General features: G+C 57.4%; 15 protein-coding genes. 1 reads left to right on the top strand and 14 read right to left on the bottom strand.

The genetic code is table 11. The annotated features are described in order from the left end of the window. Positions 1-7 precede the first annotated feature (7 nt). Positions 8-1459, bottom strand: coding sequence for a M20 family metallopeptidase (locus tag AC2CGQ_RS14720; RefSeq protein ID WP_406888218.1), 1452 nt, complete (start codon positions 1457-1459; stop codon positions 8-10). Next, positions 1456-2772, bottom strand: coding sequence for a M20 family metallo-hydrolase (locus AC2CGQ_RS14715; protein ID WP_261438343.1), 1317 nt, complete (start codon positions 2770-2772; stop codon positions 1456-1458). Before AC2CGQ_RS14715 ends, AC2CGQ_RS14720 begins: the two co-directional genes overlap by 4 nt. 272 nt (positions 2773-3044) lie before the next feature. Between AC2CGQ_RS14715 and AC2CGQ_RS14710 the strand changes: the two genes are divergently transcribed. Further along, a complete protein-coding gene (locus AC2CGQ_RS14710) occupies positions 3045-3941 on the top strand; it encodes a LysR family transcriptional regulator (RefSeq protein WP_015379061.1) in 897 nt (298 codons plus the stop codon). Positions 3942-3967: 26 nt separating this feature from the next. Here the strand turns inward: AC2CGQ_RS14710 and AC2CGQ_RS14705 are convergent, their stop codons facing one another. The 12 genes from AC2CGQ_RS14705 to AC2CGQ_RS14650 form a co-directional block, all read right to left on the bottom strand. Next, positions 3968-6091: a TonB-dependent receptor family protein gene (locus tag AC2CGQ_RS14705; protein WP_015379060.1), complete on the bottom strand. Its 2124-nt coding sequence runs from the start codon at positions 6089-6091 to the stop codon at positions 3968-3970. Between the two features lie 160 nt (positions 6092-6251). Further along, on the bottom strand, positions 6252-7388 hold the full coding sequence (locus AC2CGQ_RS14700; RefSeq protein WP_021505050.1) for an ABC transporter substrate-binding protein: 1137 nt from the start codon (positions 7386-7388) through the stop codon (positions 6252-6254). Between the two features lie 85 nt (positions 7389-7473). Beyond that, positions 7474-9621 (bottom strand): phosphocholine-specific phospholipase C, encoded by a 2148-nt coding sequence (locus AC2CGQ_RS14695; RefSeq protein WP_088381925.1) that lies wholly within the window; start codon positions 9619-9621, stop codon positions 7474-7476. Between the two features lie 123 nt (positions 9622-9744). Then, positions 9745-10584 (bottom strand): NADPH-dependent 7-cyano-7-deazaguanine reductase QueF, encoded by an 840-nt coding sequence (gene queF, locus AC2CGQ_RS14690; protein WP_484593756.1) that lies wholly within the window; start codon positions 10582-10584, stop codon positions 9745-9747. Next, a complete protein-coding gene (locus tag AC2CGQ_RS14685; RefSeq protein WP_004937338.1) occupies positions 10562-11458 on the bottom strand; it encodes a queuosine precursor transporter in 897 nt (298 codons plus the stop codon). Before AC2CGQ_RS14685 ends, queF begins: the two co-directional genes overlap by 23 nt. Next, positions 11459-12073: a helix-turn-helix domain-containing protein gene (locus AC2CGQ_RS14680; protein ID WP_004937341.1), complete on the bottom strand. Its 615-nt coding sequence runs from the start codon at positions 12071-12073 to the stop codon at positions 11459-11461. 529 nt (positions 12074-12602) lie between these two features. After that, on the bottom strand, positions 12603-13904 hold the full coding sequence (locus tag AC2CGQ_RS14675) for a cytosine permease (RefSeq protein WP_004937343.1): 1302 nt from the start codon (positions 13902-13904) through the stop codon (positions 12603-12605). A 20-nt stretch (positions 13905-13924) separates the two neighbouring features. Beyond that, complete coding sequence (locus AC2CGQ_RS14670; RefSeq protein ID WP_004937346.1) at positions 13925-14614, bottom strand: helix-turn-helix transcriptional regulator; 690 nt, start codon at positions 14612-14614, stop codon at positions 13925-13927. 27 nt (positions 14615-14641) lie between these two features. Beyond that, on the bottom strand, positions 14642-15052 hold the full coding sequence (locus AC2CGQ_RS14665) for a GNAT family N-acetyltransferase (RefSeq protein ID WP_004937348.1): 411 nt from the start codon (positions 15050-15052) through the stop codon (positions 14642-14644). 427 nt (positions 15053-15479) lie between these two features. Continuing rightward, complete coding sequence (locus AC2CGQ_RS14660) at positions 15480-16394, bottom strand: alpha/beta hydrolase (RefSeq protein ID WP_049189060.1); 915 nt, start codon at positions 16392-16394, stop codon at positions 15480-15482. 638 nt (positions 16395-17032) lie between these two features. Continuing rightward, positions 17033-17917 carry an ATP-grasp fold amidoligase family protein gene (locus tag AC2CGQ_RS14655; protein WP_015379055.1) on the bottom strand — a complete coding sequence of 295 codons (885 nt, stop codon included), beginning with the start codon at positions 17915-17917 and terminating at the stop codon, positions 17033-17035. A 50-nt stretch (positions 17918-17967) separates the two neighbouring features. Next, positions 17968-19263: a lysine N(6)-hydroxylase/L-ornithine N(5)-oxygenase family protein gene (locus AC2CGQ_RS14650; RefSeq protein ID WP_015379054.1), complete on the bottom strand. Its 1296-nt coding sequence runs from the start codon at positions 19261-19263 to the stop codon at positions 17968-17970. Between the last annotated feature and the right edge of the window lie 313 nt (positions 19264-19576).

Raw genomic sequence — 19576 nt, 5'->3', positions numbered from 1 at the left:
GTTCATGCTATTTCAATGGCGATGGTTGCACCCCCTGCGGGATTGGGCAGCGGTACGGCTGTTCGGCGCGCCGGCGCTCGAACTCGCTGCGGCAGCGCGCCAGCAGGGCGCTGTCGCTCAGCAGATCGATGGCGGTCGCCGCCATCACCTTGCCGGCCAGGCACATGCCCTTATGGGCGATAGCGGTGCGGCCCTGCGCCACCAGTTGCCAGGTGTGCAGCGGAGTGCCGAGTGCGAAACAGGGACTGAAGCATTGGGCGGTCGGCGCCACCCAGCTCACGTCGCCAACGTCGGTAGAGCCGTACAGCAGATCGTCGGATTCCACATAAGGCGCGACCTCGTCCATCAGCACCTTATCTCCCAACTGCTGCACCCATTCGCGCCCGGCCGCGCCGCCGGTGCGGGCAATATTGAGTTTGGCGTTGCGCAGATCGTCGCGGCTCAGGGTTTGGCGGATTTCCTCGGCGAAGCGGCGCTCGGCGTCGCTGTACTCGGGCAGACCGAAATCGCACAGGTTTTGATACATCGCGCGTTCCAGGCTGCGGTTCGGCACATAATTGGAGCAGGCCTTGTCGAAGCGCACCTCCATCTGGGTGTCAGTCATCAGCGCTGCGCCCTTGGCGATGTTGATCACCCGCTGGTAAATGTCCTGCGCCTGATCGAGCTGCGGCGCGCGGATCAGGTACAACACCTCGGCGTCGGCCTGCACCACGTTGGGGGAGCTGCCGCCGGTGTTGGTGACCGCGTAGTGCAGCCGCGCTTCCTGCACGATATGTTCGCGCAGGAAGTTGGCGCCGGTATTCATCAGCGTCACCGCGTCCAGCGCGCTGCGCCCCAGGTGCGGCGAGTTGGCGGCATGGGCGGCGACGCCCTTGAAGTGAAACGCCGCCTGGATGTTGGCTAGCGTGCTGGTATTGAACATGCCGCTGAAGCCTTCCGGGTGCCAGGTGAGGGCGGCGTCGACGTCGTCGAACAGGCCTTCGCGCACCATAAAGGTTTTGCCGGAGCCGCCTTCTTCGCCCGGGCAGCCGTAGAAGCGCAGGGTGCCGCTCAGCCGGTTCTGCTGCATCCACGCCTTGGCGGCGAAGGCGCCCGCCAGCGCGGCGGTGCCCAGCAGGTTGTGGCCGCAGCCATGGCCGTTGCCGTTTTCCACCAGCGGCTGCGGCGTGGCGCAACCGGCCTGCTGGCTCAGCCCGGCCAGCGCGTCGTACTCGCCCAGCAGCGCGATAACCGGGTGGCCGCTGCCGTAGCTGGCGATGAACGCCGTCTCGATGTCGCCCACGCCGCGTTCGACCGAGAAGCCTTCCTGTTCCAGCGCATCGGCCAGCAACGTGGCGGAATAGGTCTCGTTAAAGCGCGTTTCCGGGTGGTCCCAAATCGCGTCGCTCAGCGCGCTGAAGCGGGGCTGGCGTTGGTCAATGTAGTCGTCGATAAAGGCCTGCAGTTCTGAGTTGCTCATGCTCCGCTCCCGAATGTCGGCAGGTTCAGCGCCAGCGACGCCAGCGTTTTCACCGCCACCGCCATCACCTGCTCGTTGAAGTCGAATTTCTCGTTATGGTGCCCGGCGCTCAGCTCGGTGCCGAAAATGACGTATGAGGCCTGGCCGCCGCGGGATTTCACCCGTTCCATCATGTAGGTGGCGTCCTCGGAACCCGCAGCCTGTTCGCGGCGATCGACCACCGAGGCCAGCTCGGTTATCTGCTGCGCCTGGCGGCGGATGTAATCCACCCACGGTTGGGTTGGTTTGCTGCTCTGCGCCGCGCCCATCAGCGCGATATCGCAGACGACGCCGTGCATTTTGGCGGCGCCTTCGATGGCGTTCAGCGCCTGTTGATAGACAAACGCGTTGATCTCATTGGTGGCGCCGCGCGTCTCCACCTTCATAAACGCCCGATCGGCGATCACGTTGCGGCCGGTGCCGGCCTGCAGCACGCCGACATTGATGCGCGAGCTGCCTTCGCTGTGGCGCGGGATGGCGTAAAGCCCCAGCGCAGCCTGCGCCGCTGCCAGCAGCGCGTTGCGGCCGTCTTCCGGCTTGGCGCCGGCGTGCGAGGCGACGCCGCGGAAAGTAACGTCCAGCTTGCTGGTGGCCATAAAGCTGTCGCTGCCGCACACCAGCTCGCCGGCCGGCACGCCGGTGCCGATATGCACCGCGGTGAAGAAATCGACGTCGTCCACCACGCCGGCCTCCACCATCGATTTTGCGCCGCGTGTGCCTTCTTCCGCCGGCTGGAAGATCAGTTTGACGGTGCCGCAAAGCTGGGATTCCAGGCTTTTGAACACGTGCGCCAGCCCCAGGCCGATGGTGGTATGGCCGTCATGACCGCATGCATGCATCATGCCGCTGTTGCAAGAGGCGAACCCTTCACGGAACGGCAGGTGTTCGGGTTCCAGCAATTCGTTGAGATCGAGGGCGTCCATATCCACGCGATAAGCGATAGTCGGGCCGGGGCGGCCGGTATCGAGCGTTGCGACGATGCCGGCGAAGCCGCCGGAAAAATGCGGCAGCCATTTCTCCAACGCCCCCTGATTGCGGGCGCGCTGTTCCTGCGCTTCCAGCTCGGCGGGCGAGGGCAGCCCCATGCGCGCCTCTGCCTTGATGACCTCGCGGCCCAGCTGCAGGCGATAGCCCAGCCGATCGAGTTCTTCCGCCACCAGGGTGGCGGTGCGGAACTCAAACCAGCCGGATTCGGCATAGCGGTGGAAGTCGCGGCGCCAGGCTTGCAATTGCGGGTACAAATCAGCCACCAACATCGAAAGCGAATTAGTCATAGTGATATCTCATAAGTTATCGCGCGCTGGATCGCTCCAGGCAGCAGTTATGCTCTGAACTGAAATCAGACGGTGAAGCTATTGCAAAGAAAAAGGTGCGTTTGGTTACTAACTGCCGTGAATGGCGCTTATTGGCGCAGAAAATGCGCTTAATTAAGCGAAATAAGAATTTGGTTATTTATTATGTTTTTTCCGAATGTACACAATGGAATCTGGCTAAATAAGATGCCAATATCTTGCTATTGATAAACAACGGTTATCGCCTTTCGCCTATGCCAGCCTCGATAAAATTGCACCAATTGCGTGCATTTGTGGACGTTAGCCGCCAGGGCAGCATCCGCGCCGCCAGCCGCACCTCTCGCCTTTCCCAGCCTGCGCTGACCAAGGCCATTCAGGAGCTGGAAGAGGTGCTGGGCGCCAAGCTGTTTATTCGCCGTAGCCAGGGGGTGGTATTGACCGACTGCGGCGATAACTTTTTCCAGCATGCCAGCCTGATCCTCGAAGAGCTGCGGGTGGCGCAGGAAGACATTCAGCAGCGGCTGGGGTTGGCGGGCGGCACGGTGAATATCGGCGTTGGCGGCAGCATTGCGCGCACGGTGATGCCGCAGGTGGTCACCCAGTTTCACCGTGAGTACCCCAACGTGAAGGTGCGCATCGTCGAGGGGCAACTGGTGTCGATGATCCCAGAACTGCGCCAGGGCGAGCTGGATTTTACCGTCAATACCTATTATCCCAGCAGCCTCGACAACGAGCTGCAGTATGAACGGCTGATGGAAAAAGAGTATCGGGTGGTGGTGCGCAAAGGGCATCCGATGGAGGGGGCGACCTCGCTGAAACAGCTGCAGCACTGCGACTGGACCATGCCGACGCCGAAAGGCAGTTACTATCGGCTATTGCACGATCTGTTCGGGGACTTGGGCATGGCGCCGTCGATCAGCGTGACGTGCGAGACCTTTATGGCCTGTACCAGCCTGGTGGCGCAGAGCGATTTTGTCAGCATTCTGTCGGTGGACGTGATTTCGGATCCGATTTTGGGCAAGCATTTGGTGCCGCTCGAGCTGGAAGAGCGTCTGCCGAAAGCGACGTTTTATCTTATCCAACGCAAGGACACCACCCTGACGCCGATGGGCGCGCACCTGGCGCGCCTGTTTCGCCTTTACTGTCGGTGATACCGAGGCCCTGCCGGGCCCCGGCATTAGAAGGCGATTGACCCCTGCACGAAGAAGGTGCGCGGTTCGCCGACGTACTTGCCGAAGTTGTTGTCGTTGGAGCGGGTGAAGTAGCGCTGATCGAACAGGTTTTTCACCCCGGCACCCAGCGTCAGGTTCGACAGCTGCGGCCCGAAGTTATATTCCCCGCGCATATTCCACACCATGTAACCGGCGATATTGCCGAACTGGCCATCGGCGCTTTCCTGCGTGATGTACTCCGGCCCGGTGCCCGGCGAATGCTGTTTCGACTGCGCATAACCGTCCAGATTCCATACCCAGCTGCCGGTGGCGTAACGTGTACCGACGGTATAGACCTGGCGCGAGTAGAACGGCAGATCTTTACCGGCGAAGTCGCCCTTGTCGGTGCTGGCCTTGGTGTAGGTATAGCTGGTGTAGACGCTGGCGCCGTCGAGCGCGCGATTCAGTTCGCTGAGATCGTAGCTGAGTGCCAGCTCGATGCCTTTGTGCTTGGTGGCACCCATGTTGGTCCAGCCCACGTCGTTGCTGATGTACTGCAGCTGGTTATCGAAATCGATGTAGAACAGCGTGGCCTCGGCCTTGACTACGGTGTCGTCGTAGCGGGTGCCGAATTCATAGGTGTGCGCTTTTTCCGCCGTTAGCCCCGGCGCCGGCTGGTTGCCGTTGCCGCCTTTGGTCAGTTGGAAATACTGCATGCTGCCGAAAGAAGTGTTGGCGTTGGCGAACAGTTTCCAGGCGTCGGACAGGTGGTACATCACGTTCAATGACGGCAGCGGCTCGCTGTAGCTTTTCTTGCGGCTGATGTTGTTGAACGAATCGTCCACGTGGGTACGGATGCTTTCATAACGCAGGCCCGGCGTGACCGTCCAGTTGCCGACGTTAATGGTGTCGTCGATATAGAACGCGTTGGCCGCGGTGCCGCCGGAGGTGTGCTGGTAATAATCCGGGGTCTCCGGCGTCGAGCCGATATTCGCCGGGTTATACCAGGCCGAACGCGACGCCTTTTCATCCATGGTTTCATTCAGATAGCGGTAACCGAGGGTGATCTCGTGCGCCATATCCCAGAAACGGAAGACCTGCGAATAACTTGGTTCGATAGCCCAGGTTGAATAGTGGCGCGGATAGGAGACCATGCGCCGCTGGCCCGCGTTTTTGCCTGTGCCTTCCGATTCGATGTTGCTGCCGCGGTAGCTGTCGGTGAAGTAGGTCAACACTTCGAACTGTTTGTCGTCTTCCTGATGTTTGTACTTGAACGACATATCCTTGCGGCGGCCTTCGAACTGGTCCCACGGCCGCGTGGATTGGAACGGGTTTTGCGCGTATTGCGCGGTGCTCAGCCCGCCCGGCATGCCGGCTTTGGCATCGTAGTAGTGGAAATTGGCCAGCAGCTCGTCACGATCGGTGAACGCATAACGCGTTTTCAACATGAAATCGTCGATGTCGGTGTTGTCGTTGTTGTCGCGGTAACCCTGGCCGTGCAGCCCGGAGTAGAGCAGTTCGGCACCGAGGCCGTTGTCTGCGGTGCCGCCCACGGAGGCGCTGGTCAGGGTCTTCAGGCCGCCGTGGCTGGCGCCCTGGGTTTGTACGCTGGCGGTGCCGCCAAACGTTTTGGGAATGTCACGGGTAACGAAGTTGATCACGCCGCCGACGTTCTGCGGCCCGTAGCGCACCGCGCCGCCGCCGCGCACCACGTCCACCGATTGCAGATTACCGATAGACAGCGGGGCCATCGACAGCTGCGGCTGGCCGTAAGGCGCGACCGCCAGCGGGACGCCGTCCATCAGAATGGTGGAGCGTGGAGAAAGACGCGAAGTCAGGCCGCGCACGCCGACGTTAAGCGAGATGTCACTGCCGCCGGTGCCGTTGCTGTCGCGCACTTGCACGCCGGGTACGCCGCGCAGGCTATCGGCGATGGTTTGGTCGCCCTGTTCGTGCATTTGCTGCTGGGTGACGATGGAACGCGCGCCCGGATGGTTGAGCAGCACCGAACTGGTATCGGGGTTGTCCAGCCAGTTGCCGACGACGGTCACGGTGTCGGTATCGTTCTGAGATGAGTTATCAGTAGCAAGGACAGGGAATGCGACGGCGATGGAAGCCGTCAGCAGAGAAAGCCGAAAAAGAGGTGACATAATAATGCCTTAAGAGTTTCAGACCCGGATGTATTTTTTTAGAAACGACAATCTTAATGATAATTATTGGCAAGTAAATAGAATTGTTACGGGATAGTTAAGCGGGTAACTAAATAATGAATGCGGGAAACAGGGCCCGGTTGGCGGGCCCTGGCGGGGGTTATTGCGGCGTAAGCCAGAAGACGCCGCTGTAATCCAGCGCGGTGAATTTCTGGTGCACCATTTCGATATCCGCTTGCGGATCAATATCTTTAAACAGCGCCGGGTGCAGGAACTTGGCGATCGCCTCAACCGCGATAAAGTTGAGCGGCGTGTCGTAAAATTGATGGTAAATCGCCATCACGCGTTTTTCTTTCACCGCTTTCAGCACGTTAATGCCGGTGCGATCCAGCAGGTGCGCCAGTTTCTTTTGGCTGGTGGCCATATCGGTGGCGTAACCCAGCGGCACCGCCAGCGTGCCGCGATGCCCGCGGCTCCAGTCGGCGCCGGTCAGCAGATAGAAATCCGGGTTGCTGCTGATCACCTGTTCGACGTTCACTTCACCGCCCATGTCTGAAAACAGCGTGCTGCCAATATTATTGCCGCCGGCGGTCTCGATGAACTGCCCGAAGCTGCCTTTGCCGAAGGTGTTGCAGCACTGTTCGCCTTTGATGCCGGCGCTGCGCTCGATGAAGACGCTGGGGCGCTGCTCCGGTTTCAGCGTGGCGACCCGCTGTCGCACCAGCTCGAGGCGCTGCTGATAGAGACGGATGAAGGCGTCGGCATTGGGCTGCTCGTTAAATACTTTACCCAACAGCGCCATGCTGGCGACGGTGTTGGTCAGCGGCTGTTGGCGAAAATCGATGATCAGCACCGGGATGCCGACCTTTTCCAGCTGGGTCAGCACGCCGCTGTCTTTCAATTTGCTCAGCAGGCCAATGTCGAAAATGATCAGATCCGGTTGACGCACCACCGCGCTTTCCACGCTGAAGTCACTGGTGTAGGGATTGTCGAAGGTGGGGATCTGCATGACCTGTGGGAATTTTTTTGCGTAGGCTTCAACCAGATCCGGCGCTTTGACCTTCAGCGAGTTGTCCCAGGCGATGATGTTTTTCAGCGGCTCCTGCGGATGCAGAATATTCAGCGCCAACAGCGCGCGGGCGTCGGCCAGGATAACGCGCTTGGCCGGTTGCGGCAGCGTAACCTGGCGGCCGGCGACATCGGTGACGACGATCGGCGCGGCTTGAGCGGCGCCGGCCAACAGTAAAACGCAGGCGGCCAACCAGCGGCCGGCTTTGGCGATAAGAACAGCGGGCATGAAGATCCTTGGGTAATCGGCGAAGAACGAGAGCGCAATGATAAGCGATATCCTTTCGATTTTTGAACTCCCTCGATGCCGATAGTTATTCATGGCCCATCAGCGGGTCGCTGACGCTGTGTTCGCCATCTTCCAGCCGCCCCGCCAGGCGACGCAGCCAGCCCCCGGCGCTTTGCAGCGTAATATCGTACCAACCGCCGCTGGCGCGGGCGTCAAACGCTTGCTGATGGCTGCCGCCCGCAGGCAGCGTGATAGGCCACGGGCCTTGCTGCGTGTAAGGGCAGCGTTCGAGGGTGACCGTTATCGCTTCGGGGGCCGGGTTATTCAACTGCAGCAGCAGGTTGCGGCCCGTCGGGCGCAAACGCACCTCCGGCTGCGGCCGGCTCAGGGCACCGCGCAACTCACGATGAAAGCCGTTGGGGCCAAGCAGCCACAGATGGTACTCATTCTCCGTTTGCCAGTCGTCGCTGACCGCCTTGCCCGCCTCGACGGTAAAACGGCGCGGGATCTGCGCCAGATCGCGCCGGTCGTAGACGTGAAACACCGCTCCCTGCTCGCCGGTATTGAACAGGTTCAGCGTCACGCGGCGTTGCTCGGCCGCGACGCTGGCCTCGACGTGCAGCTGGTAGGGCAACGCGCGGGAAGGGCGTGCCAGGCGGCGTTGGTGGGGTAAACGCTGGTGGGCGGGCGATGGCAGCGGCACTTGCGGCAGCTGTTCCTGACGCTGGCGCAGGCCGTCGGCGGCGTGGCGGCTGGTGGCGGGCAGGCTCGGCAGCGCTTCGCCGTTAGGATCGACAAAGTTGAACGCCGAAGTGAGATCGCCGCACACCGCGCGGCGCCAGGCGCTGATGTTGGGTTCATGCACCTGAAAGCGCTTTTCCAAAAATTGCAGCACCGAGGTGTGATCGAAAACCTGCGAATTGACCCAGCCGCCGCGGCTCCAGGGCGACAGCACCAGCATCGGCACCCGCGGGCCAGGGCCGTAGATGCGGCCGTCCGGCGGCGGTTGATCCTGCGAACCGGGTGGCGCCACGTGCTGGAAGATCTCGGTGTCGAACGGCACCGTCGATTTACCGGCGAAGCTGCCGTCTTCGCGCAGCGACGGCGCGGAAGGCGAAGGCATATGGTCAAAAAAGCCGTCGTTTTCGTCGTAGTTGACCAGCAGAACGGTTTTACTCCACACCTCCGGGTTGTTGGTCAGCGCGTTGAGGATCTCTTGGGTGAACCAGCCGCCCTGTACCGGGCTGGAGGGATCGGGGTGTTCCGAATAGGCCGCCGGCGCGATGATCCAACTGACCTGCGGCAGTTTGCCCTGCTGCACGTCGGCGCGGAATCCGGCCAGCATGGCGTCCAGATCGTTGCCGTCGGCGGCCGGCAGGGTGTTGCCGTTGCCTTTGTACAGCGGTGCGGCCTCGTTGAGCGCATCGCTATAAGGCACGAAAGCGTTGAAGTCTTTCGGCGGCCACGCCGGGTTGCCCACCTGAATGCTGGCGGCGCGGTATTGGCGAAAACCCGCCAGCGGGTTGTCGGTAAAGTTGTCCGGCAGGAATTGATACACCTTCCAGCTGATGCCGCTCGCCTCCAGCCGTTCCGGATAGGTTGTCCACTGGTAGCCGCGGTCCGCCGGGCCGGGGCTGTCCCATTCGTTGACCACCACCGCCACGTCGGCGGCGGATGGGCCGTTGGTGCCGGTCCAGTGGAACAGCCGGTTGGTGTTGGTGCCGGCGTGGATGGAGCAGTGATAGGCATCGCACAGGGTGAAAGCGTTGGCCAGCGCAAACTGGAACGGCAGCTCCCGCTGGCGGTAGTAGCCCATCGAGGCCGGCGTTTTGTAGGTGGGCCAGGCGCTCATGCGGCCGTGATCCCAGGCGGCTTGCTCATCCACCCACGAGTGCGGCGTGCCGGTGACGCGCTGGGCGTTGCCGCGTTTGCTGTCCAGATGGTAGGGCAGCACCAGCCGTTCGGCGCCCTGTTGCTGCCAGACCAGGCGATCGCCGGGCAGTGGAATGGTAAAGCGATCGCTGAAGCCGCGCACGCCCGGCAAGGTGCCGAAGTAGTGGTCGAAAGAGCGGTTCTCCTGCATCAGGATCACCACGTGTTCGACGTCGCGCAGGGTACCGGTGCGGTTATTGGCGGGAATGGCCAGCGCTTTGCGAATCGAGGCGGGCAACAGCGAGAACGCCGATCCGATGGCGGCAGCCCGCAGGATGTCTCTGCGAGAAAGGTCAGGCATGCGTCGTTAATCTCCGTCAGTGTGCTTTGAAGATAGCCGCTGACGACGATAATGGCGAAAAATAACAGGGAGATGAAATCGAGGAAAACAATGCTCCCTGGCGGGAGCATTGGTGGATGACGCTTACTGTCTGATCAGGCGGCCGAGCGCCGGCGCCGTTTCGAAATCGCTGCGGAAGGGGTTGATATCCAGGCCACCGCGGCGGGTATAGCGCGCGAACACGCTGAGTTTTTCCGGGCGGCAGTGCTGCTTGATGTCGTTGAAAATACGTTCGACGCACTGCTCGTGGAATTCATTGTGCTGGCGGAAGGAGATCAGGTAGCGCAGCAGGCTTTCGTGATCGATTTTGCGGCCTTCATAGCGGATCACCACGCTGCCCCAGTCTGGTTGATTGGTGACCAGGCAGTTGGATTTCAGCAGGTTGGAAGACAACGTCTCCGTTACCGGTTCCCCTTGATCGGCCGCGCCGCACAGGTATTCCGGCTTGAACGTGAAGTCGTCAACCGCGATGTCCAAATCGTCGATGTTGATGCCCGGCAGGCGGTCGATCTGCGCCGGATAACCTTCCAGCCCCGGATAGAGTTTGACGGTGACCTGGCCGTTGGCCGCCTGCGACAGATCCTTCTGCATAGCGGCGCTCACCTGTTCCACGCTGTCGAAGCGCGTTTGGTTGAAGCTGTTGAGATACAGCTTGAACGATTTGGATTCGATCAGGTTGGAAGAAGAGTGCGGGAAGGTAAATTCGCCGATGCCCACCACCGGCTTGCCCTTGGCGTTGAGCCAGGACAGCTCGAAGGCGGTCCACAGATCAAAGCCGCTGAACGGCAGCTGCCGCTCGTCCACGCCGATCAGATCGCGGCCGCGGGCACGCGGCAAGGCTTCGAGCAATGCGGGAGCATATTGATCCGGATAATCGGAGTTCGCGCCAAGATGGGTGATTTTATCTTGCTTTTGGATATGCATATTCATTGCCCTTTGCTTGTTCGGTATTGATGTAGCGATTAAACAGACTGCGGGTGGCGTAGATCGGCCCGACGCCCAGCAGGGCGTAAACCACCTTGATCAGGAACTGCGACAGGATCATGGTTTTGATGATGTCCCAGCTCAGCACGTTGTAGAACGCCAGCGTACAGAACACCACGCTGTCGATGGCCGAAGCCACTACGGTGCTGGTGATCACGCGCACAAACAGGTAGCGGGAATTGGTCAACTCTTTGATTTTGCAGAGCAGGTAGGAGTTGACGTTTTCGGAGATCAGATAGGCCGCCGACGAGGCCACCAGCACCGCCATGATGCTGTGCACGATGCCGTTGTAGGTCTCGCTGTACTCCCACTGCGGAATGCTCGGCACCAGCGTCGTTACCCAAACGCCCAGGACGAAGGTCAGATTGGCGATAAACGAGATGATGATGGTGCGCCTGGCCAGCCGTAAGCCATAGAATTCGTTGAGGATATCCACCAGAATGAACGTGAGCGGGTAAATGAAGATCGCCGGCGGCGTGATGAGATTCAGCACCGGGATTTGGATCGGCTTGACGCCGCACAGCGTTGAGAAAATATAAATCACGCTGAGCGCCACGGTAATAATCAGGTAGGCGTACCAGGATCGTTCATGGCGATCGCTGAGCTCGTAGGCGGTTTTTTGTTGGTTGTCACCATAGAGTTTACGGTACAGCGCCTGCAGCTCATGCCGGCTTAAATCTTCTGATATTTCGCTGTCGGCCAGCTCATTCAGCCCCATGGTGATGGTTTTGCCGGTGGCCAATACCATGACATTGGCCGCGATGGTGCCATGCCGGGTGAAGCCCAACAGCTTGAACTTCTGATTCGGTTCCATTTATAGCCTTTCTCCAACGATGTAACCCAGGAATTGCACGGTGTCCTGAGGGCGTTTGTCCATGCTTTCGCTGTCTTTGTCGTCAACCACAAAGAAGCCGCTTTTTCCCGAGTGATACAGCAAAGGCGAATCGCAAATCAGTACCGGCGGGCGTTTGATGATGATGACTTCGCCGGGAATAAATGACCCTTTAATTTCGGTCTCTATTTTCATTGCCAACATGTTCGACTCATCGCCGAAGAAATAAGTCAAAGGGAACTCAGTGACCAGTTGCCCGATCTTGCGCTGCGAGACGGCCAGATAGCGCGACTGCGGGATTACCGGAATGGCGGAAGGGTTCTTGTTGCCTTCGGTGGACAGCGTTTCGTTAAGCAGCTCCAGCTTTTCCAGATCGTAATCTTCGATCTCTTCACAGGAGACACCGAAGAAATCGGAGATCCTATTCACGGTGGATTGCTGAACGTTGTTCACTCTTCCGTCAAGAATTTTGTAGAGAGTCGTACGCGTCAGGCCGCTGCGATTGGAAAAGGAAGCCTTGGTTTCACCGCGGGTACGCATCAGATATTCAATATTTTTAATGATGTTGATTTTGCGCTGTGCGTTGGTGGTTTTCATTGGCTGTCCTTACAAACATTACGCAGGCTTCACTATATCTTACGCAGTGGCGTTGTCCAGATAAAAAGGCGCAGGCGAGCAGGTAACGAACTGATTATTAGCAGTAATTATTGTTTTCCGTCAGCCGTTTAGCGCAATGATATCAGCGGAGGCGGTCTGATTCCTCTGCGCGAAAGATAAAGCCGTGCAAATCAATTGATTAGGTTTTTCTTATGGAAAAGTGAACACAAAAGCCGGTTTTATGTTTACTTTTATGTTGACCAAAGCCGATTTCATGGGCTACTGTTCATGCAAGCTGAAGTTTCTCTTTACGATCAAAACACGGAAGCCGACAGTTTTTATAATAAAAAGCTCAGAGGGGGCGTTGCCACACTCTGAGCATAATGGATAGCTTGCTACCGACACCAGGGACCCTAATCACCATGGCCGTTTGTCTGCGCGATCGGCTCATTCTTTTGCATTGAATCCCCTTTTCGAGCGTCTAACACTCCCCCGTTATCGGAGGAGTGCATTACCGCGTTCACGAAAATCAGAGCGATTTCTGTGATGCCAGCGGTTTTTGCGCCCGGCTGAAGACCAGTTTAAGCAGCCAATACAGCAGGCTGGCAGCGACCAGGGAATTGATGGTCGGTACGCCCCATTCGGTTGCCAGGCCAACGGCGCCGCCGGCGATGCTGGCGACGATCGCCGCCCAGCCGATAGTTGGCGTTTCGTTCGGCAGCTGGCCGGTCCGGCGGCTCTCATCCAGGATCTTGCGATGGCTGCGCAGCAGATAATAGTCCACCAGCATGATGCCGATAATCGGCGGGAAGACCACGCCAAGCACCGTCAGAAAGTCGACAAAGCGGTCAAGAATGCCCAGCACCGACAGGGTGGTGCCCAGAATACCGATCACCAGCGTAGTGTAGGTGTACTTCAGCTTCTTGCCGGTGATGCCTTCCACCGCATTGACGATGCCCAGTGAAGAAGAGTACAGGTTGAGATCGTTGACGCGCAGGGTGGAGAACACCACCACCAGCAAACCGGCGCCGCCGGCCGCTTGCGACATGATGGTGACCACATCCGCGGTGCCCAGGGTTTTGGCGATCAGGATCGCCAGGCCGTTCACCACGAACTCGCCGGCGATAATGGTGAAGAGCGTGACGCCGAGCACGTGCTTGCCGTTTTTGGAGTAACGGGTCAGATCGGGGGTCATCAGGCTGGCCACGATGGCGCCGCCGACGACGATGGTGATGCCGGCGCTGATGGTCAGCGGTTCACCCGGCGGCGCCAGCTGGATGATCTCCTGCAGGTTATGGCCGGAAAGCGCGGTCACCGAAATATAGGCCACCAGCATGATGAACATCGGCACCGCGATACGGGCGGCGATGCGCAGCGCCTTGAAGCCGAATGCCACCAGGATGGTCAATAGCGTGCCCGAGAGCCCGGCGGCCAGGCCGAAGCCCAGCTTATTGCCGAGCGCGAAGTCGAGCGACTTGGCGAAAATGGCGTTCTGAATGCCGAACCAACCCAGCAGGCTGACGGCAACCACCACGCCTATCAGCACCGAGCCCAGACGGCCGAAGCCGCACCAGCGCGCCAGCAGGCTGCCGGAAATGCCTTCGCGCATGCCCGCCAGCCCCAGGCCGTAGGTCACCACGCCGAAGATCAGGCTGCCGACGAAGATGGCGGTGAAGGCGTCAATCAGCGTCATGGAATTGCCGAGTACGGCGCCGAGCATGAACTGGTCCAGTGCGGTCAGCATGCCCATATGCACGATGGCCACGCTTAAAAACGAAACTCGTTTATCCTGCGGCACCCGGGTGAGCGGATAATCTTCGATCTTTATCACGGTGAGATCTTCCTTGCGGTTCAAATAAACTGAATGCCTTTGGTTATCAGGCGATCGGGAATGTAGTTATCCAGATTGGCGTATTTGCAGTATTCCTCAAATTGCTGCTGAGTATGCACGTTGGCCTTCTGGTAAATGTTATAAATGCGGTTTTCGATGGTCTTATTGCTGACATTATAGATTTTGGCGATCTCTTTCACCGTAAATCGTTGCAGCATAAGGAAAATAACATCGAGTTCGGCACGGGTGAACAGCTCGTTATTGACTTCGGTGGTCAACACGCTGGGTTTTTGCTGATTGATGTACTTCAGCGGTGACAGGCTGTTCATCGGCTTGGCGTTCCAGATCACGCCAATCACCTGTTTGTCATCGTTGTACACCGGCAGCTTTTCGCTGATAAACGGCGTCAGGCTGTCTTTGCCGTACCAGTAGTGCGTTTCTATGACCGTGACCCGATCGCGCGCCGCTTCGGTCATTTTGTCATGCTCGATAAAGTCGGCGGCGGAGTCGGCCCAGTCGGCGGGGAACTCGTGGTCATATTTGCCGGCGACGTCGAAATTCAGCGGCGTATTGGTATAGAGATAAGCGGCGCGGTTCATATAGAGGTGGCGGGACAGGTGGTCTTTGATGCCCCAGGGTTCGCTCAGGTGCTCCATCATGGTGATGAGGCCCTTAAAATAAGATTCATTATTTTTATGTGATGAACCCATACCCACCTCTGTGCCGCTCAGGCCGCGTTACAGGCTTTTAGCCAGATAATGGCGGGTGTGGCGATGCGCATAGTCGCCCAGCTCGCCGTAGACCCGGTAGCCCAATTTTTCGTAGAAGCCTCTGGCCTGGAAATCGAAGGTATCGACATAGGCCATATGGCAACCGCGCTTGCGGGCTTCTTCTTCGGCCAACTCCATCAATTGGCGGCCATACCCGCTTTTGCGGCATTGATCGCCAACCCACAGATATTGCACTTCCAGGCCGCCCCACCAGGTGCGCGCGACCAGGCCGCCGACGATCTGCTGGTTGTCGTCGGTAACGGTCAGGAACAGCGGGTGAATGTCTACGGGCTGGGTTTTGTGATTGTGCGCCCAAAGGCTGTCGATAACGAACTCTTCATCCTGCGGGTTGGGTTTGTCGGTGATATTAATATTCATTTTTAATATAATTCCCTGATTTAATTATTCAAAACTGAACTAGGCGCTTTCGCCCCAACCGCTTCTAATATCACTTTCGTTAATGTATTTCAAGGGTGGTTTTCACCCTTTTCCGCCTGGTGAACGGGCGCTTATGATAGGCGCCACAGGGAGAAGAAAATAGTGAAACAGGCGGTATTAAAACGCTGAAATGCCCTGCTTACACCATCTTTTCCTACTTGCGCCTCACCAGGGCCCCACCGGGAAAACTGCAGTACTGTATGGCTCCACCGGATAGAGCAAGCTCACTTGCCGACGGGGGAGCCACTTTGTTTTTTGACGCGCCCGCCCGCGGCCACCGTTCTCTGTCTCAGATATTAAACACTCTTCTTATCAGAAGATATGCGCTGCAGATGAAAATGTGGCCGATGCCTTCTGAGCCGCGAATTCAGTCTTCTGCGATGACGCTGCCCAGCGCCGGCTCGATGGTCGCGCCCAGCATGGCGCCGTGCCCTAAGGCGGGCCATTCCCGATAGCCGACGGTGAAACCGTCGAGCTGCGCCAGCTGTTCGGCCAGCAAATGCGTTGCGTCCGCCGGCAGAGCGGGGCTCTTTACACCGGGCGGGGCCGCGCGATCGCGTTCCGCCAGGCCAACCCACAGTTGCAGCCTTATCGCCGGCGCCGCGCGCCGTTCCGTCATCTGCTGCGCTTCTTGCAGGATCATGCCGTTGCCCCACCACAGCGAGGGTTCCACGGCGATATAGCGCTGAAAGGCGGCAGGATGGGTAAACAACGTGTGCAGAACGAAGAGCCCGCCGTAGGAGTGCCCCCACAGCGTCTGCCGCTGCGGATCGACCGCCAGTCTGGCGGCGATCGCCGGTTTGATCCGAGTTTCAATCAATTGCAGGAACGCATCCGCGCCCCCGCCGGCCCGCGGCGGTGTCTTCATGCCTGCCGGCAGAGGGAGCGTATAGTCGTAGGCGCGGCCGGCGGCATCGATGCGCAGATCGTTGTCATAGCCGATCATGACCAGCACCGGCGGCCGCTTCGCCGCTGCCAATTTGGCCAGTAAGGCGGCGTTTAACTCCATCAGCACCGCGTTGCCGTCGAGGAAATAAACCGTTGGATAGCCGCCCGGCTCAGGCGCCCGATGCGGTTGGGCGATGCGAACGCGGTAATGCCGTCGGCCATCGGCGGAGGTGAAGCGCAGGTCGCTGAAGCGGTAATCCGCAGAATCGCTATCGGCTACGGTAGTGCCGATCTTGCGTTCCAAATCGGGCCTGGCCAGCACGGAACCCGGCAGCCAAAGGCCGATGGCGAGCGCCAGAAGCGCAGAGATAAAATGCCGGTTGGACAAAAACATGCGGGTTAGCACCTTCGGAAAAAGGCCGATAGTAGCATCCGTTCGCGCCCGGCAAAAACCTACCTTTAGGGCGGACATTCCGGCCGCGAATGGCGGCCAAAACCCGGAAGAGGGCCGCCAGTTGCTTTGCCGGGTTAATAGCAACTCATTGTTATTATTGGTAAGTCAGGAATAAGAGAGATTGCAATTAATTAGAAATGGTTATGGTTTTTATGGGGAGGGGAATGGCGAATAGCGGGGGAAATACACGGTTATCAACGATTTTTAGCAAAAAAAGCCCTATAAAATAGGGCAAAGACACACAACAACACCAGGGAAACTTTCCGGTATCTTATATTATAGCTTCCTATACATATAGAACATTTTATTATAAATATGTAAGTGATTCTTATTGATTATTTAATGGCATTATTTTTCAAATGGTTATGTGGTCCGGCTGAGGTATTGCGCCTGGGCCGGTTGCGGGCTATCAGGGATAGGTGGCGGGGTTTTTCTGTAACGGCGGTATGAACAAGCGAGATCATGGGCCCGATACCTTCAGGGCAATACCGGCCGGCAGGTTGCGAACATGTCGGCCGGTATTCCTCTCGCGCTGGGCACTGCGCCGCCCGATCTTCCCTGTGGGCGTCCGGTGAAAATCAGTGCTGCTGCAGCGTCAGCATCTTGCCAAGCAAAATATCGGTCGGCGGCAAAATATCCGTATCCAATCCGGCGGAGGGGGTAAAGGTTAGCTCGCCAAAAATGATCTGGCCTTGCGAGATGTAGAAATCAACGCGAACAAACTCAAAGGGCGCCGACAAGCGAGTGGCGTACTCAAACAGCTCATCATATCCCTCAGGTTTCACGAAAGCGTCTATCTCCTCCTGGCTCAATGCCAGACAGTCTTCGCTATAGCAAAGGAACTTGAACTCTTTGTCGAAGAAGTAATATTTTGGCGTCCCGGTATCCCTGCCGACGCACAGCAAGGTGCAGTAAGGCACACCGCGGAAACAATAGATTTTATAGTCTTCAGGCCCGTGACCATTGGTCGATTCGATATACTTTTCCCCAATGATCTTTTTTTGTATCCCTTTGTAGTTGAGTTCTACATAGGTTTTCCAGTAATCGTCTTTCATCCATCCATCGATCAGATGAGAGGCGCTTTTAATGTTCAACGATTGTTTATTTTGGCAAATTAAATTATACCCTGAACCGTGGTTTCCCTTAATGACAAATTTATCAGGCAGCGTTTCCCACGGTATTTCCTGCACTGAATCACAGGAAAAATACAACTCATTAAGAATCTCTTCGCATCCCTTTTCTTTGATGTACTCTCTCACCGCATATTTATCTGCACATTGAGTCACTAATGCGTTATTACTGTAGTCATTCAACTTAAGATGATTTATTTTTTCATTCCAGGTTGAGGGCGACTGTAAATTCAGCGGTTTGCCAAATGCCCTTTTGTATATCAATCGGGCCTTGAACTCGGGGGCTAATACGGCCAGCTGATTCAGAATAAACTTCTTGAATTGTCTCTTCATATACGTAATTCCATCAAAGCATAGTGACAATGATTAAGACGTTCTTGTATTTAAAACGCGGGCGGTACGCTTTCACTGCGCCATTGAATGGCTGTCGGCGTTGTTCCCAGATCAAATGGCTTGTGGTCTAACGCCCGATTAAGAATGCGGGCCGATCGCCAGGCCATCAGGCTCAGCTGAGGATCGGCAATGCCGTGATTATGCATACTGGCGTTCATCGCAAATAAGCAGTTCTCCGCTGGGCCTTCCCACTCAAAGGTAAAGTCTGGGGCTATGCGGTATTCACCGTCCGCAGTCTTTAACAACCGGTGGGCCAAAGGCTCAAGGAACTCAGGCGTCGCCGATTGATAACCGGTGGCAAAGATCACCACGTCCGCCTTGAAGGTTTCCTGGCCGTGATCGAGATGATGACGCGTTTCGAGTTGGTAGGCGTTATCCAGCGTGTGTTTCACGGCCGTCAGCGAACGGCTGGGCAGCAGGCGCACCCATAATTTCTCGCGCAGGACGTCGAAGCGGTGGTACATGGCGCGATAAATCGCCAGCAGCGACTCACTGGTGATGCCATCTGAGGTCATCTTCTGTTCGGCCAGCATATGCCGCTTGGCCGCGCTGTCCAGTGAGTAAAAGCTCTCGACGTAATCGGGCGTGAAGTATTCGTTGGCAAAAGCAGCCTCATCGAGCGCATTGTAGTTATTGCGGCGCGATATCCAGTCGAGCTGCGCCGGCTGCCCCCATTCCCCTTTAAAAATATTCAGGAACAGATCTGCGCCGCTCTGGCCGCCGCCGACGATCGCCACGCGTTTGCCGGTCAGATCGGGGTTGCGCAGCATCATTTCGCTGGCATGGAAACAGCGGTCGCTTTGCGTCGTCACGCAATCCGGCAACTTTATTTTCTTGCCTATGCCAATGCTGACGTGTTTGGCGTGGAAGACCTTGTTCGAGGTGGTCACCACGAACTGGCGCTGCCGATCGTCAAATTCGACCCGCTGAACGTCTTGATTGAATGCCAATGATCCCATCCCGGCGGCGGCCCAGGTGAGGTAATCGGCGAACTCTTCGCGCGATGCGGTGCGCTGCTCCGTCGTCAGGAAACGATAAAATTTTCTGTTTTTTACCAGATAGTTGAGAAAGCTGTAGCGATTGGTTGGGGCAACCGCGCTCACTAAATCTTTTAAAAAGTTGGTCTGCATGCTGCAATCCGCCAGGATCATCCCTGGGTGCCAGGAGAAATGAGGTTTGCGCTCAAGGAACTGTCCCGTAAATCCCTCTATTTCACTTCCTAAGGCTGCCAGGCTAAGATTCGACGGGCCAAGGCCAATACCGATGATATCCAAACGCTGATTCATTAATAAGCTCCAGTATAATGAGAATAATACCCAGAAATACGGCTGCAGATAGGGTGGCTTATAGCAACCAGGCTGCCTTTTTCTTATAAGTAAGCTTCACGAATTAAATGTAATTAAAAGGTGTACGAGCCAAAAATACCGCAATTTTAAATGCCCGTTTAGCATTAGGTAGCGCATCAGGCAAAGGCTACGGGCGTATTTCTTTCCATGAAAATCCCTATGAAGGTTTGCGCGTGTATTTAATGAATATTCCTAAGTAAAATTCCGATGTCCCCCTGATTCATCAAGCCATGAAAACGGCCACCAGGGAGGA

Source organism: Serratia sp. DFXYC6 (genome assembly GCF_057196085.1).
This window is presented reverse-complemented; position numbering and strand designations above follow the sequence as displayed.